Annotated in this window: 12 protein-coding genes; 7 read left to right on the forward strand and 5 right to left on the reverse strand. The window is 65.5% G+C overall.

The window, feature by feature from the left end; genetic code table 11:
- Nucleotides 1–28: 28 nt before the first annotated feature.
- Entirely contained in the window at nt 29–1,660 is a 1,632-nt protein-coding gene (locus CWS35_RS25670) for a CTP synthase (protein ID WP_024583555.1), read from the reverse strand.
- A 167-nt stretch (nt 1,661–1,827) separates the two neighbouring features.
- Nucleotides 1,828–2,217 carry a preprotein translocase subunit SecG gene (gene secG, locus CWS35_RS25675; RefSeq protein WP_024583554.1) on the reverse strand — a complete coding sequence of 130 codons (390 nt, stop codon included), beginning with the start codon at nt 2,215–2,217 and terminating at the stop codon, nt 1,828–1,830.
- A 202-nt stretch (nt 2,218–2,419) separates the two neighbouring features.
- Between secG and CWS35_RS25680 the strand changes: the two genes are divergently transcribed.
- Together CWS35_RS25680 and CWS35_RS25685 are read left to right on the forward strand one after the other, a co-directional pair.
- Nucleotides 2,420–2,986: an XRE family transcriptional regulator gene (locus tag CWS35_RS25680; RefSeq protein WP_100954506.1), complete on the forward strand. Its 567-nt coding sequence runs from the start codon at nt 2,420–2,422 to the stop codon at nt 2,984–2,986.
- Nucleotides 2,987–2,989: 3 nt separating this feature from the next.
- Nucleotides 2,990–3,523 (forward strand): GNAT family N-acetyltransferase, encoded by a 534-nt coding sequence (locus CWS35_RS25685; RefSeq protein WP_100954508.1) that lies wholly within the window; start codon nt 2,990–2,992, stop codon nt 3,521–3,523.
- 105 nt (nt 3,524–3,628) lie between these two features.
- On the opposite strand, the gene tpiA is transcribed toward CWS35_RS25685, so the two are convergent.
- The gene (tpiA, locus tag CWS35_RS25690; protein WP_100954510.1) at nt 3,629–4,381 is read right to left on the reverse strand and encodes a triose-phosphate isomerase; all 753 of its coding nucleotides are present in this window, start codon (nt 4,379–4,381) and stop codon (nt 3,629–3,631) included.
- Nucleotides 4,382–4,633: 252 nt separating this feature from the next.
- Here tpiA and CWS35_RS25695 point away from each other — a divergent pair, with 252 nt between their 5' ends.
- From CWS35_RS25695 to moaC, 4 genes are all read left to right on the forward strand, one after another.
- Nucleotides 4,634–6,535: a peptidylprolyl isomerase gene (locus CWS35_RS25695; RefSeq protein ID WP_168226378.1), complete on the forward strand. Its 1,902-nt coding sequence runs from the start codon at nt 4,634–4,636 to the stop codon at nt 6,533–6,535.
- Between the two features lie 64 nt (nt 6,536–6,599).
- Nucleotides 6,600–7,613: an anthranilate phosphoribosyltransferase gene (gene trpD / locus CWS35_RS25700; protein ID WP_100954514.1), complete on the forward strand. Its 1,014-nt coding sequence runs from the start codon at nt 6,600–6,602 to the stop codon at nt 7,611–7,613.
- Between the two features lie 11 nt (nt 7,614–7,624).
- The gene (trpC, locus tag CWS35_RS25705) at nt 7,625–8,446 is read left to right on the forward strand and encodes an indole-3-glycerol phosphate synthase TrpC (RefSeq protein WP_024583548.1); all 822 of its coding nucleotides are present in this window, start codon (nt 7,625–7,627) and stop codon (nt 8,444–8,446) included.
- Between the two features lie 19 nt (nt 8,447–8,465).
- A complete protein-coding gene (gene moaC / locus CWS35_RS25710; RefSeq protein ID WP_371412439.1) occupies nt 8,466–8,978 on the forward strand; it encodes a cyclic pyranopterin monophosphate synthase MoaC in 513 nt (170 codons plus the stop codon).
- A 32-nt stretch (nt 8,979–9,010) separates the two neighbouring features.
- Here the strand turns inward: moaC and CWS35_RS25715 are convergent, their stop codons facing one another.
- Entirely contained in the window at nt 9,011–9,175 is a 165-nt protein-coding gene (locus CWS35_RS25715) for a Flp family type IVb pilin (protein ID WP_024583546.1), read from the reverse strand.
- A gap of 404 nt (nt 9,176–9,579) precedes the next feature.
- On the opposite strand from CWS35_RS25715, the gene CWS35_RS25720 reads away from it, so the two are divergent.
- Nucleotides 9,580–12,312 (forward strand): EAL domain-containing protein, encoded by a 2,733-nt coding sequence (locus CWS35_RS25720; RefSeq protein WP_024583545.1) that lies wholly within the window; start codon nt 9,580–9,582, stop codon nt 12,310–12,312.
- Here the strand turns inward: CWS35_RS25720 and CWS35_RS25725 are convergent.
- Complete coding sequence (locus CWS35_RS25725; RefSeq protein WP_024583544.1) at nt 12,309–13,676, reverse strand: S41 family peptidase; 1,368 nt, start codon at nt 13,674–13,676, stop codon at nt 12,309–12,311. The two genes, CWS35_RS25720 and CWS35_RS25725, sit on opposite strands and share 4 nt — an antisense overlap.
- Nucleotides 13,677–13,690 lie beyond the last annotated feature (14 nt).

Consider the following 13,690-nt stretch of genomic DNA (forward strand, 5'->3'; position numbering starts at 1 on the left):
ATGCTGTCAAGACACCCTTGACAGCCGCTTACACCAGCCGGCTCTGCTTCGCCGCCGCCTCGATGAACGAGGCAAACAGGGGATGCGGCTCGAAGGGTCGCGACTTCAGTTCGGGGTGGAACTGGACGCCGATGAACCAGGGATGATCCTCGTACTCGACGATCTCGGGCAGCACGCCATCGGGCGACATGCCGGAGAAGCGCAGGCCGTGCTGCTCGAGACGGTCCTTGTAGGCGGTGTTGACCTCGTAGCGATGGCGGTGCCGCTCGGAGATTTCGGTCGCGCCGCCATAGACCTGCGAGACCCGGCTGCCGCGGTTGAGCGCGGCCGGATAGGCGCCGAGCCGCATGGTGCCGCCGAGGTCACCCGACTGCGAGCGTTTCTCGAGCTCGTTGCCGCGCAGCCATTCGGTCATCAGGCCGACCAGCGGCTCCTTGGTCGGGCCGAACTCGGTCGAGTTGGCATTCTCGATGCCGACCAGGTTGCGCGCAGCCTCGATGACAGCCATCTGCATGCCGAAGCAGATGCCGAAATACGGCACGTCGCGCTCGCGTGCGAACTGCGCCGCGCGGATCTTGCCCTCGGCGCCACGCTGGCCGAAGCCGCCGGGCACCAGGATGCCGTTGACGTGCTCGAGGAATGGCGCCGGGTCCTCGTTCTCGAACACCTCGCTCTCGATCCAGTCGAGATTGACCTTCACCTTGTTGGCGATGCCGCCATGCGACAGCGCCTCGATCAGCGATTTGTAGGCGTCCTTCATGCCGGTGTATTTGCCGACGATGGCGATCGTCACCGCGCCTTCCGGATTGCGGACGCGCTCGTTGATCACGTTCCAGCTCTGTAGCGCCGGCGGGATTTTCGCGGTGATGCCGAACGCGGCCAGCACCTCGTCGTCGAGGCCGGCGGCGTGATAGGCCTCCGGCACCGCGTAGATGTTGTCGACGTCGCGCGCCTCGATCACGGCGCTTTCGCGCACGTTGCAGAACAGGCCGAGTTTGCGCCGCTCTTCCTTGGGGATTTCGCGGTCGGTGCGGCACAGCAGGATGTCCGGCTGAATGCCGATCGAACGCAGCTCCTTCACCGAGTGCTGCGTCGGCTTTGTCTTGAGTTCACCAGCACTTGGAATGTACGGCAGAAGCGTCAGGTGAATGTAGACGGCGTGATCGCGCGGCAGCTCGTTCTTGAGCTGGCGGATCGCCTCGAAGAACGGCAGGCCTTCGATGTCGCCGACGGTGCCGCCGATCTCGACCAGCACGAAATCGTAGTCATCGTTACCCGACAGCACGAATTCCTTGATCGCGTTGGTGACGTGCGGCACCACCTGGATGGTCGCGCCGAGATAGTCGCCGCGGCGTTCCTTGGTGATGATGTCCTGATAGATGCGACCGGTCGTGATGTTGTCGGCCTTGGTGGCCGGCCGACCGGTGAAACGCTCGTAATGGCCGAGATCGAGATCGGTCTCGGCGCCGTCGTCAGTCACGAACACTTCGCCGTGCTGATACGGCGACATCGTTCCAGGATCGAGGTTGAGATAGGGATCGAGCTTGCGAAGGCGGACTTTGTAGCCCCGGGCCTGCAGCAAGGCGCCGAGCGCCGCTGATGCCAGACCTTTTCCGAGCGAGGAGACCACGCCGCCGGTGATGAAGATGTACCGCGCCATGGGACCTTACCTTTAATCCGCCTCCGCCGATTCGCAAAACGAATCGGCTGTTCCCGGCAAACAAGCCACCGGGCTGTGGGTTACGTTAAATTGGGTGCTATTTCAGAGTATTAATGGGGGTTCCTGATGCAGGATGCCAGCGCAGCATCCTGCATGGCCACCCTGCTTTATTGCGACCGAGGCGCCTGTGGGCCGCTCGGAGCCTGCGGCGCCTGCTGCTCGTCAGCCTTCTTCAGCGAATCGAGGATACCGCCGGAGGTCGGTGCGTTCAGCGGCGTACCACCGGCCGGCTGCGTCTGGGCCGGCGCGCCGGTCCCGATGATCGAGCTCGGCTTGCGGTCGTAGCCCGCATACCAGGACAGGAACAGGCTGGTCAGGAAGAAGCCGACCGCAAGAATTGCGGTGGTCCGCGTCAGCAGATTGGCGGTGCCGCGGCTCGACATGAAGCCGGCGCCGCCACCCATGCCGAGGCCACCGCCTTCGGATTTCTGCAACAGCACAGCGCCGATCATGACGGCGACGATCATGAGATGAATAATGATAACGACAGTCTGCATCGCAAGCCTTCCGTCATAAGCCGCCAAGCAGCCAGACAAACGGCGCTATCGGCTCTGCGGTTTTCGTGAAGTCGCGCCCTGTTACACGATTGGACCGGGCATTGTCACCCCGAGATAGTCGCATCGGCCGACATCTCAAGCCGTGCCGCTTGCGCGCACTCCTACCTTGATCAGGACCGGCATATTCCATTATACTAGACAAATGGATACTTTAGTAGACGCTCTGAGCGAACGCCTGGCGCAGCGGATCAGGCTCGAGCGCGACAGCCGGGGCTGGTCGCTGGCCGAGCTCGCCGAACGCTCCGGCGTCTCCAAGGCAACGATCAGCAAGATCGAGCGCGCCGAAGTCAGCCCGACCGCGGTGGTGCTGGTGCGCCTCGCCTCGGCCTTCGACCTGACGCTGGCCGGCCTGATGCTGCGCGCCGAGGGCCAGGGCGAACGGCTGTCGCGCGCCAACGCGCAACCAATCTGGCGCGACCCCGAAACCGGCTATCTGCGCCGGCAGGTGTTCAGCCGTCCGGATCATCCGGTCGAGCTGGTGCGGGTCGAACTGCCGCCGAAGCAGTCAGTGACCCTGCCCGCTTCGTCCTACGCCCACATCCGCCAACTCGTCTGGGTCTTGAGCGGCAGCCTCGTCATCACCGAAGGCGGTGTACGCCACGAGCTTGCCGCCAGCGATTGCCTCGGCTTCGGGCTGCCGGCGGACACCACCTTCGCCAATGAGACCAATGCCGGGTGCACCTATGTGGTCGCCTTGGCCCGGAGCTGACGCATGCCGCACTTCGCCATCAAGCCGCTCGCCGATGCGCCCGCGATTCGCGACGCGCTCAGCGAGCTGTTGATCGAGACCGTCGCCAGCGGCGGCTCCGTGAGCTTCATGCATCCGCTGGCAAAGGATGATGCCGAGACGTTCTGGCAGGACTCGCTCGGCGCCGCAGCGCGCGGCGAGCGCATCGTGCTCGGCGCGTTCGACGGCGACGATCTGGTCGGCACGGTGACGTTGCTGTTGAAGCTGCCGCCGAACCAGCCGCACCGGGCGGAAATCGCAAAAATGATGACGCGGGTCGCGCACCGCAATCGCGGCGTGGCGACAGCCCTGATGCGCGCTGCCGAAGCGCTTGCGATCGCGGACCGACGTACGCTGCTGGTGCTCGACACCGCCGAAGAGGATGGCGCCGGTCCCTTTTATGAGAGACTCGGCTTCAAGCTGACCGGGCTGATCCCGGACTACGCGTTGAAGCCACGTGGTGGCCTCACTGGGACGCTGATCTATTGGAAGAGGATCGGGGCGGCGGTGGCGGCTTAACCTGAACCGTCATTGCGAGGAGCAAAGCGACGAAGCAATCCATCGTTCCGCATCGGCGGCGCGATGGATTGCTTCGCTTCGCTCGCAATGACGTGGAGTCGGCCCCTAACAGCCCGCGGCGATCGCCAGGAAGTCCGACGCCTTCAGGCTGGCACCGCCGACCAGCGCGCCGTTGACGTTGGCAACCGCCATCAACTCGGCCGCGTTCGACGGCTTCACCGAGCCGCCATAGAGGATCCTGATCCGGTTTCCCTCGCCCTTGAAGCGATCGGTGAGCTGCCCCCGGATAAACCGATGAACTTCCTCGACATCTTTGGCTGTCGGAGTGAGGCCGGTGCCGATCGCCCAGACCGGCTCATAGGCCACCACAAGATTGGCCGCGGTCGAGCCATCGGGCAGCGAGCCGGCGAGCTGAGTCCCGCAGACGTCGAGCGTCTTGCCGGCGTCGCGCTGCTCGCGCGTCTCGCCGATGCAGACGATCGCGGTCAGCCCGGCACGCCAGACGGCCTGCGCCTTCTCGCGAATCAAGGCGTCGGTCTCGCCATGGTCGGCCCGCCGCTCGGAATGGCCGACGATGATCGCGGTGGCGCCGAGATCCTTGAACATTTCGGCTGACAAATCACCGGTATGGGCGCCTGAAGCCTTGGGATGGCAATCCTGGGCGCCGACGGCGACCTTCGAGCCGCGTGCCTTGTCGGCGAACGCCCCGACCAGTGTTGCCGGCGGACAGACCAGGAGATCGGCCTTGGCTGCGACATCGCCGGCGCCGGCCAGCATCGCGTCGAACTCGGCAAAAGAGGATTTCAGGCCGTTCATTTTCCAGTTGCCGGCGATCAGCGGCCGGATGGCGTCGGTCATGTCGGATGTCCCATCTTCTCAACGTCGTCATGCGCTATCAGAGCCGCGCGATGACTTCCAGAGCGTGACTCCGCGCCCGCTGCGCGACGCATTACCGCTCCGGTCCGACCCCTCACCCATGGTTGCGGGGGGGCTTCGGCCACTTTATAAGCGTTTTCAATTCGGTGACGCCCCGCTGCCGGACAAAAAGTCCCGACTTTTGGTCCCATTTGGGTATGACCCGGTTCCCCTCCTGTAAAACAAGTTGGACCCATGCTTCGAGGAATGCGGAAAGCCTCATCAAACTGGCTCGGCAAGACGATTATGGCCGTCGTGATGGGCGTTTTGATCGTCAGTTTCGGAATTTGGGGCATTGCCGACATTTTCAAGGGGTTTGGCCAGTCGACCTTCGCCAAGGTCGGTGGAACCGAGATTTCGGCCGAGCAATTCCGCCAGATCTATACCGACCGCCTGCAACAGCTTGGCCGCCAGTTCGGCCGTCCGCTGACGCCTGAGCAGGCGCGCGCCTTCGGAATCGACCGCCAGGTGCTGCAACAGACGCTCGCGGAAGCCGCGATGGACGAGGAAGCGCGCCGCATGGGCCTGAACCAGTCTGATGCCGAGGTGCTGCGCGCGATCTACAACGATCCGAACTTCAAGGGCCTGAACAACCAGTTCGATCCGCAGCGCTTCCAGTCCGTGATCCGCAATTTTGGCTATACCGAAGGCCGCTACATCGCCGAGCAGCGCCGCGTCGGGCTGCGGCGGCAGATCGCCGGCACCATCTCGGCCGGGATCGAGCCGCCCAAATCAATGGTCGAGGCGCTGACCCGTTTCCAGAACGAGCAGCGCTCGATCGATTACGTCACGCTCGGCGCCGCGCAGGCCGGCACCATCGATGCGCCCTCGCCCGAAGCGCTCGCCGCCTATTTCGAGGACCACAAGGTCCAATTCCGCGCACCCGAGTACCGCAAGATCGCCTTCGTCGCGATCACGCCGGAGGAAATCGGCAAGTGGGAAGCCGTGTCCGACGAAGATGCCAAGAAGCTCTTCGAGGAGCGCAAGGACCGCCTCAGCACGCCAGAGAAGCGCGAAGTCTCGCAGATCGTGTTTCCGGACGCCGGGGAGGCACAGGCCGCCCGCGCCCGCATCGCCTCCGGCACCTCGTTCGACGACATCGCCAAGGAGCGCAAGCTCAATCCCGCCGACGTCAACCTCGGGCTTGTCGCCAAATCGGCGATCCTCGATCCGGCCGTCGGCGATGCCGCGTTCTCGCTGCCCGCGGGCGAAGTCAGCCAGCCGGTCCAGGGCCGTTTCGGCGTCGCGCTGGTCAAGGTCGGCAAGATCGAGCCCGGCGTGACCCCGAGCTATGAGAGCCTGGCGCAGCAGGTGAAGAACGAGATCGCGTCCGAGCGCGCCCGCACCAAGGTCGCCGAACTGCGCGACAAGATGGAAGACGAGCGCGGCGGCGGCGCCAGCGTCATCGAGGCGGCGCAGAAGCTGAAACTGACCCCCGTCACGATCGATGCGGTCGATCGCTCGGGGCGCCTGCCGAACGGCCAGGTCGCGTCCAGCATTCCGCGCGGCCTCGACGTGGTGTCGCAAGCCTTCAACAGCGACGTCGGCGTCGACAACGACCCGATCCAGTTCAACAATGGCTATGTGTGGTTCGACGTGCTCGGGATCACGCCGTCGCGCGAGCGCACCCTCGACGAGGTCCACGACCAGGTCGAGGCGAAGTGGCGTGAGGACCAGATCTCCGCCAAGCTGCGTGCCAAGGCGACCGAGATCGTGCAGAAGCTCGACGGCGGCGCCAAGCTCGCCGACGAGGCCGCTTCCGCCGGCGTCAAGGTCGAGACCGCCGCGAACTTCAACCGCGAGGCCTCGCTGCCCAACGTGCCGGCCGGCGTGATTGCCGCGGCGTTCCGCACCGCCAAGGACGGCGACGGACAGACGTCTGTGGCAGGCGGCAGCCAGTGGGTCGTGTTCCGCGTCACCAACGTGACCGTGCCGCCGGTCGACTTCGCGTCCGATGCGGTCAAGCAACTCACCGAAGCGGTGCGGCGCTCGCTGAGCGACGAACAGGTCGCGCAATATGTCAGCAAGATCGAGTCCGACATCGGCGTGACCGTCAACCAGGCCGCCTTCGCACAGGTGACAGGCGCAAATAATTGAGCATGATCCCAGCGCAAACGCGTTCCGCGTTTGTCGCGCTCCAACAACAGACCTGAGCCAGCGAATGGACGACCTGAAATCGATCATCGGAAAAGTCGCCACCGGCGCCACGCTGACGCGTGACGAGGCGGCGTCCGCCTTCGACAGCATGATGTCGGGCGAAGCGACGCCCTCGCAGATGGGCGGGCTGCTGATGGCGCTGCGGGTGCGCGGCGAGACCGTCGAGGAGATCACCGGCGCGGTCACCGCGATGCGCGGCAAGATGCTGCCGGTCAAGGCGCCGGCCGAGGCCGTGGACATCGTCGGCACCGGCGGCGACGGCTCCGGCTCCGTCAACGTCTCGACCTGCGCCGCCTTCATCGTGGCCGGCGCCGGCGTGCCGGTCGCCAAGCACGGCAACCGCGCGCTGTCGTCGCGTTCGGGGGCCGCCGACGTCCTGGCCGCGCTCGGGGTCAAGCTCGACCTGACGCCGGCGCAGGTCGGGCGCTGCGTCAAGGAAGCCGGCATCGGCTTCATGTTCGCGCCTTCGCATCATCCGGCCATGAAGAACGTCGGTCCGACCCGGGTCGAGCTCGCCACCCGCACCATCTTCAACCTGCTCGGGCCGCTGTCGAACCCCGCCGGCGTCAGGCGGCAGATGGTCGGCGTGTTCTCGCGGCAGTGGGTGCAGCCGCTGGCGCAGGTGCTGAAGAACCTCGGCTCCGACAAGGTCTGGGTCGTGCACGGCTCCGATGGCCTCGACGAGATCACCCTCACCGGCCCGACCTTCGTGGCGACGCTCGAGAACGGCGAGATCAAGACCTTCGAGGTGACGCCGGAGGACGCCGGGCTCGGCCGCGTCGACGGCGAGGCGCTGAAGGGCGGCGATGCCGATGCCAATGCGATCGCACTGTCGAGCGTGCTCCAGGGCAAGCCGAGCGCCTACCGTGACGTCGCGCTGCTGAACGCCGCCGCCGCGCTGATCGTGGCTGGCCGTGCCCGGGATCTCAAGGAAGGCGTCGCGATCGGGGCGCAATCGCTCGACAGCGGCGCCGCCGCCGCGCGGCTGAAGCATTTGGTAGCGGTCTCCAACGGCTGAGGGCGATCGTCATGTCCGACATCCTGACCAAGATCGAGGCCTACAAGCGCGAGGAGATCGCCGCGGCCAAGCGCGCGCGTCCACTCGCCGATGTCGAGGCGCAGGCGAAATCCGCCTCGGCCCCGCGCGGCTTCGTCCGCGCCATCAAGCACAAGCACGCGCGCGGCGACTATGCGCTGATCGCCGAGGTGAAGAAGGCCTCGCCCTCGAAGGGGCTGATCCGGGCCGATTTCGATCCGCCGGTTCTCGCCAAGGCCTATGAGACGGGCGGCGCCGCCTGCCTGTCGGTGCTGACCGACGCCCCGTCGTTCCAGGGTCATCTCGACTTCATGGTCGCGGCCCGCGCCGCGACCAATCTGCCGGTGCTGCGCAAGGATTTCATGTTCGACACCTACCAGGTCGCGGAAGCCCGCGCCCATGGCGCTGACTGCATCCTGATCATCATGGCCGCGCTCGACGACGCCGCGGCCAGCGAGATCGAGGATGCCGCGCTCGGCTACGGCATGGATGTATTGATCGAGATCCACGATCGCGCCGAGCTCGACCGCGCCCTGAACCTTCGCTCGCCGATGATCGGCGTCAACAACCGCAATCTGCGCACCTTCGAGACCACGCTCGCGACCAGCGAGGCGCTCGCGCCGCTGATCCCGCGCGACCGCCTGATGGTCGGCGAGAGCGGCATCTTCACCCCTGACGATCTCGCTCGCCTCGAGCGCGTCGGGATGTCGACCTTCCTGGTCGGCGAAAGCCTGATGCGCCAGCAGGACGTCACCGCGGCGACCCGCGCGCTGCTGACGCGACAGGCCGCTGCGCGCGCCACCGGCGCCCGCTGACGCGATGGCGCGGAAGACCATGGCCAAAGGCAAAGCCCAGCCATCGGGCACCGGCACGGCTCTCACCCATATCGACGCCAAGGGCGACGCGCGGATGGTCGACGTTTCGGCCAAGCCGGCGACCGAACGCACCGCGGTCGCCGAAGGCCGCGTCCTGATGAGCAAGGCAACGCTTGTATTGATCGAGCAAGGCCAGGCCAAGAAGGGCGACGTGCTGGCGACCGCGCGGATCGCCGGCATCATGGCGGCGAAGCGGACCTCGGAGTTGATCCCGCTGTGCCATCCGCTGGCGCTGGCCAAGGTCACGGTCGATATCGCAACCGACGCCAAGCTGCCGGGCTGCATCGTGCGCGCCAGCGTCAAGGTGACCGGGCCGACCGGCGTCGAGATGGAAGCGCTGACCGCGGTTTCGGTCGCATGCCTGACGATCTACGACATGATCAAGGCGGTCGAGCGCGGCGTGCGGATCGACGCCATTCATCTCGTCGAGAAGATCGGCGGCAAGTCCGGGCATTATCGCGCGGGCGAATGATCGCGAGTGCGCTCGATTGCGTCGGCGTGACGTTATTTCAATGAGCCGCTGATCGAATTGAAGGTGCCCGAGAGCTTGGTGCCGACGCCTTTCACAGCAGCGATGATGGCGATGGCGATGCCGGTTGCGATCAGCCCGTATTCGATCGCCGTGGCTCCGGTCTCGTCGGCCCAGAAACTCTGTAGAAGCTGCTTCATCATGGCACTCTCACACACTGAACTTTGCGCAACGACACGCAAACAACGTGCCGACGATGGCATCGAGCATCGTCATGGACTTAGATCGTAAACGAGCTCTTGCATCGATCGCGGAAGCGGCAAATGATTCCGCATGTCGCGTGGCGACCGGCAAAGTCTGCAGTTCCGCGGCAGGAACTTGTTGTGCCGATACCGGTCAGGCCTCGAAGCGACGTCGGCTGCAATTCCGCCATTTCGTTCGATCGCAGCGAACAGTGCCGGCCGGCGCCGGACGCGACACACCCGCAACCATTCGTTAACCAGTCTCGCTAACCGGCGCTCCATCTCGTTTGGTTACGACTTTCGCGGGCCGGAGGTGCGCAAAAGCTACTTCCGGGCGAAACGCCTGGAACCGATTGCGTCAGATGAATCCAAACGGCAGCACCTCGTTCAACATCAATTCGGTGATCGGCACCGGTCCGATCCGCTGGCTGATCCTTGGCGGCGCCGTGCTGATGGCTGCGATCGCGATCGGCGCGACGTTGATGGCGGAGAATTTTCGCGAGCGCGCCTTGCACAACAGCGAACGCGAGCTCGAGAACACCGTGCTGCTGCTGGCGCGGCACTTCGACCAGCAGCTCGACGATCTCGAAGTCGTGCAGCGCGATTTGGTCGCGTTCATGCGCGACAGCGGGATCGCGACGCCGGAGAACTACCGGAGCCGGATGTCGTCCGACGACATCCACGCGATGCTCAAATCGAAGATGGAGGCACTGTCTAATGTCGGCAGCCTCAACGTGTTCGATGCCGACGGCGTGCTGATCAACAGCTCGGGCGCCTGGCCGACGCCGCAGGCCTCGATCGCCGACCGCGACTATTTCCAGATCTTCAAGTCGAGCCCCTATTCGCCCGACATGCTGGTCGCGCCGGTGGTCAGCCGGATCAGCGGAAAGTGGACCACCGTGATCGCCCGCAAGGTCACCGGTCCGCATGGCGAGTTTCTCGGCGTGGTCGGCCGCGGCATCGCGCCGGCGACCTTCGAGAGATTCTTCTCCACCGTCGCACTCGGCGAAGGCGCCGCGATCTCGATGCATCACCGCGACGGCACGCTGCTGGCGCGCTATCCGCATGTCGAAGAGCTGATCGGCAAGAACTTCCGCACCGGCCCGGCCAGCCAGCAGCAGGTGTTCGAGCGGCCCGCGAGCACCTCGCGCCTGACCAGCCCGGTCGACGGCAAGGACCGCCTGGCGTCGTCGCGGGCGCTCACCAAATTCCCGATCGTGGTGGTCGCGACCACCACCACGGAGGCGGCGCTCGCCAACTGGCGCGAGCAGATCGGCATCCTGATCGCGATCACCAGCATTTCCGTGCTGGCGATCGCCATTCTGCTGACGCTCGTGGTGCGCAAGCTGTTGCAGCAGCACCGCGCCCAGCAGCAGCGCCTGACGCTGGAGAAGCTCCGGCTCGACACCGCCGTCAACAACATGACGCAGGGGCTGTTGCTGTTCGATTCCACGCAACGCCTGGTGATCTGCAACAAGCGCTACATCGAGATGTACGGCCTGTCGGCCGACGTCATCAAGCCCGGTTGCAGCTTCCGCGACGTCATCGTGCATCGCCATTTGACCGGTTCGTTCCAGGGCGAGGTCGAACGCTATGTCAACCTCGTGCTGCGCGATGTCAGCGTCCGCAACACCATGGTGATCACGACGCCCGACGGCCGTTCGATCCAGGTCGTCAACGAGCCGCTGGCCGATGGCGGCTGGCTTGCGACCCACGAGGACGTCACCGAGCGCCGGCGCGCCGAGGAGCGCATCACGCATCTCGCGCACTATGACGCCCTCACCGACCTGCCCAACCGCGCGCTGTTCCACGAGGAGATCAAGCGCGAGCTGCCGCATGTCACCGCCGACAGCCAGCTCGCGGTGCTCTATATCGACATCGACGAGTTCAAGGGCGTCAACGACTCGCTCGGCCACATGGTCGGCGACGAATTGCTCAAGTCGGTCGCCAGGACGCTGAGCGGCGTGATCGGCGACGGCGATTTCGTCGCGCGGCTCGGCGGCGACGAATTCGCCATCGTGCAGACCGGGGTCAGAAGCGAGATCGAGGTCACCGACCTCGTCGCGCGCATCTACGAGGCGATCCGCTCGCCCTATCAATGCGTCGGTCACCAGGTCACGACCGACGCCAGCATCGGCATCGCGCTGGCGCCGAGGGACGGCACCGATCTCGACCAGATCATGAAGAACGCCGACCTTGCGATGTATGCGGCGAAGTCGGCCGGCCGCCGTGTCTCGCGCTTCTTCGAGCCGGCAATGGACGCCGACGCCCGCGCCCGCCGCGAGCTCGAGATGGAGCTGCGCCAGACCATCGCCGCCGGCCACGGGCTCGAAGTCTATTACCAACCCTGCGTCGACCTGCGCAGCAACGAGATCACCGGTTGCGAGGCGCTGGTGCGCTGGCGCCACCCGTTGCGCGGCATGATCTCGCCGGCCGAGTTCGTGCCGATCGCCGAGGAGACCGGCCTGATCAACCAGCTCGGCGAATGGGTGCTGGTGACGGCCTGCAAGGAAGCCGTGAACTGGCCCGACCATATCAGCCTCGCCGTCAACGTCTCACCGGTCCAGTTCCGCAGCGGCACGCTGGCGCTGAAGGTGATCGCGGCGCTCGCGGCATCGGGGCTGTCAGCGGGCCGGCTGGAGCTCGAGATCACCGAAGCGGTGTTGATCCGCGACGACGAGACTGCGCTCGCCGCGCTGCATCAGCTCCGCGCCATCGGCATCCGGATCGCGCTCGACGATTTCGGCACCGGCTATTCGTCGTTGAGCTACCTGAAGCGCTTCCCGTTCGACAAGATCAAGATCGACCGCTGCTTCGTCACCGACATCGCCGATCCGCAAGGCTCGGCCGGCATCGTCGAGGCGGTGGTCAACATCGCCGCCGAACGTAGCATGACGACGACGGCAGAAGGCGTCGAGACCGCGCAGCAGCAGCAATTGCTGCGCGAGCTCGGCTGTTCGGAAATGCAGGGCTACCTGTTCAGCCCGCCCAAGCCCGCGGCGCAGATCCGCGAGCTGCTGGCCGGGCACCGCCGCGGTCCCGCCGCGGGCGCCGGCACCACGCGCCGGCGCAAGCCGATCGCCCGCACCGCCTAGTTCGGCACCGGCCGCTTCTGCGCGGTCTTGGTGTCGGCGCTCTTCGCATCGACATTCTTGGCATCGGCGTTGATGGTGACACCGCGGAGCTGGTTGAAGGCCGCAGCCAGCGCCTTGTCGTTCTTCTCGTCCGGCGGCACGTAGGACTGCGAGCCGGTCTGCTCGGCGCCCTCGGCGGAGAGATGGCCGCGCATCGAGGCCTCGCCCTTGATCTCGGAGCGGGTCTTGAACTCGTCCGGCACGTCTTGCAGCACCTCGATGTCGGGCTTGATGCCGAGCGCCTGGATCGAATGGCCCGACGGCGTGAAGTAACGCGCCGTAGTCAGCGCCAGCGCGCCGTTGCCGGCGCCGAGCGGAATGATGGTCTGCACCGAGCCCTTGCCGAACGAGCGGGTGCCGATCAGGGTCGCGCGCTTGTGGTCATGCAGCGCGCCGGCGACGATCTCGGAGGCCGAGGCCGAGCCGCCATTGATCAGCACGACGAGCGGCTTGCCCTTGGTCATGTCGCCGCCATGGGCGGTGAAGCGCTGGGTCTCTTCCGGATTGCGGCCGCGGGTCGAGACCACCTCGCCGCGCTGCATCAGCGTCGAGGTCACCGACACCGCCTGGTCGAGCAGGCCGCCGGGATTGTTGCGGAGATCGATGACATAACCCGCGAGCTTGTCCTGCGGGATCTCCTTCTGGATCTCGGTGATCGCCTTGCGCAGGCCCTCCGTGGTCTGCTCGTTGAACGAGGTGATCCTGATATAGCCGATGTCGCCGCCCTCGGCGTGGAACTTGACCGGACGGACCCGGATGATCTCGCGGGTGATCGAAACCTCGATCGGCTTGTCGGCATCCTTGCGGACGATCTTCAGCCGGATCGAGCTGTTCGGCGCGCCCTTCATCTTGTTGACGGCCTGGTCGAGCGTCATGCCCTGGATCTGCTCGTCGTCGATCGAGGTGATCACGTCGCCGGACATGATGCCGGCGCGCGAAGCCGGCGTGTCGTCGATCGGCGCCACCACCTTGACGAGGCCGTCCTCCATCGTGACCTCGATGCCTAGTCCACCGAACTCACCATGGGTGGTCTCCTGCATCTCCGCCCAGCCCTTCTCGTTCATGTAGCGGGAGTGCGGATCGAGCGAGGAGATCATGCCGTTGATCGCGCCCTCGACCAGCTTGGAGTCCTCGGGCTTCTCGACGTAGTCGGTCTTGATCTTCTCGAACACCTCGCCGAACAGGTTGAGCTGCGAATAAGTGTTATCGGAATGCGCGGCGGCATTGGCGACGGCGAACAGATGCGCGCCCTGCGGCGAGGCCACGAGCAGGGTGAGACACGCTCCCGCAACCGTCCCGAGGAAGAAGCCAGCATGTTTGCGCATTATCCGTGATCCCT

It is taken from the genome of Bradyrhizobium sp. SK17 (genome assembly GCF_002831585.1).
In the GTDB taxonomy this organism is placed as follows: domain Bacteria; phylum Pseudomonadota; class Alphaproteobacteria; order Rhizobiales; family Xanthobacteraceae; genus Bradyrhizobium.

Excerpts from the sequence above, each read along its gene's own strand:
- CWS35_RS25715 (WP_024583546.1), bottom strand. The coding sequence starts at position 9,175 with ATGAAGCAGCTTCTACAGAGTTTCTGGGCCGACGAGACCGGAGCCACG.
- CWS35_RS25680 (WP_100954506.1), top strand. The coding sequence starts at position 2,420 with ATGGATACTTTAGTAGACGCTCTGAGCGAACGCCTGGCGCAGCGGATC.
- trpD (WP_100954514.1), top strand. The coding sequence starts at position 6,600 with ATGGACGACCTGAAATCGATCATCGGAAAAGTCGCCACCGGCGCCACG.
- trpC (WP_024583548.1), top strand. The coding sequence starts at position 7,625 with ATGTCCGACATCCTGACCAAGATCGAGGCCTACAAGCGCGAGGAGATC.
- CWS35_RS25670 (WP_024583555.1), bottom strand. The coding sequence starts at position 1,660 with ATGGCGCGGTACATCTTCATCACCGGCGGCGTGGTCTCCTCGCTCGGA.
- secG (WP_024583554.1), bottom strand. The coding sequence starts at position 2,217 with ATGCAGACTGTCGTTATCATTATTCATCTCATGATCGTCGCCGTCATG.
- CWS35_RS25725 (WP_024583544.1), bottom strand. The coding sequence starts at position 13,676 with ATGCGCAAACATGCTGGCTTCTTCCTCGGGACGGTTGCGGGAGCGTGT.
- tpiA (WP_100954510.1), bottom strand. The coding sequence starts at position 4,381 with ATGACCGACGCCATCCGGCCGCTGATCGCCGGCAACTGGAAAATGAAC.
- CWS35_RS25695 (WP_168226378.1), top strand. The coding sequence starts at position 4,634 with ATGCTTCGAGGAATGCGGAAAGCCTCATCAAACTGGCTCGGCAAGACG.
- moaC (WP_371412439.1), top strand. The coding sequence starts at position 8,466 with ATGGCCAAAGGCAAAGCCCAGCCATCGGGCACCGGCACGGCTCTCACC.
- CWS35_RS25685 (WP_100954508.1), top strand. The coding sequence starts at position 2,990 with ATGCCGCACTTCGCCATCAAGCCGCTCGCCGATGCGCCCGCGATTCGC.
- CWS35_RS25720 (WP_024583545.1), top strand. The coding sequence starts at position 9,580 with ATGAATCCAAACGGCAGCACCTCGTTCAACATCAATTCGGTGATCGGC.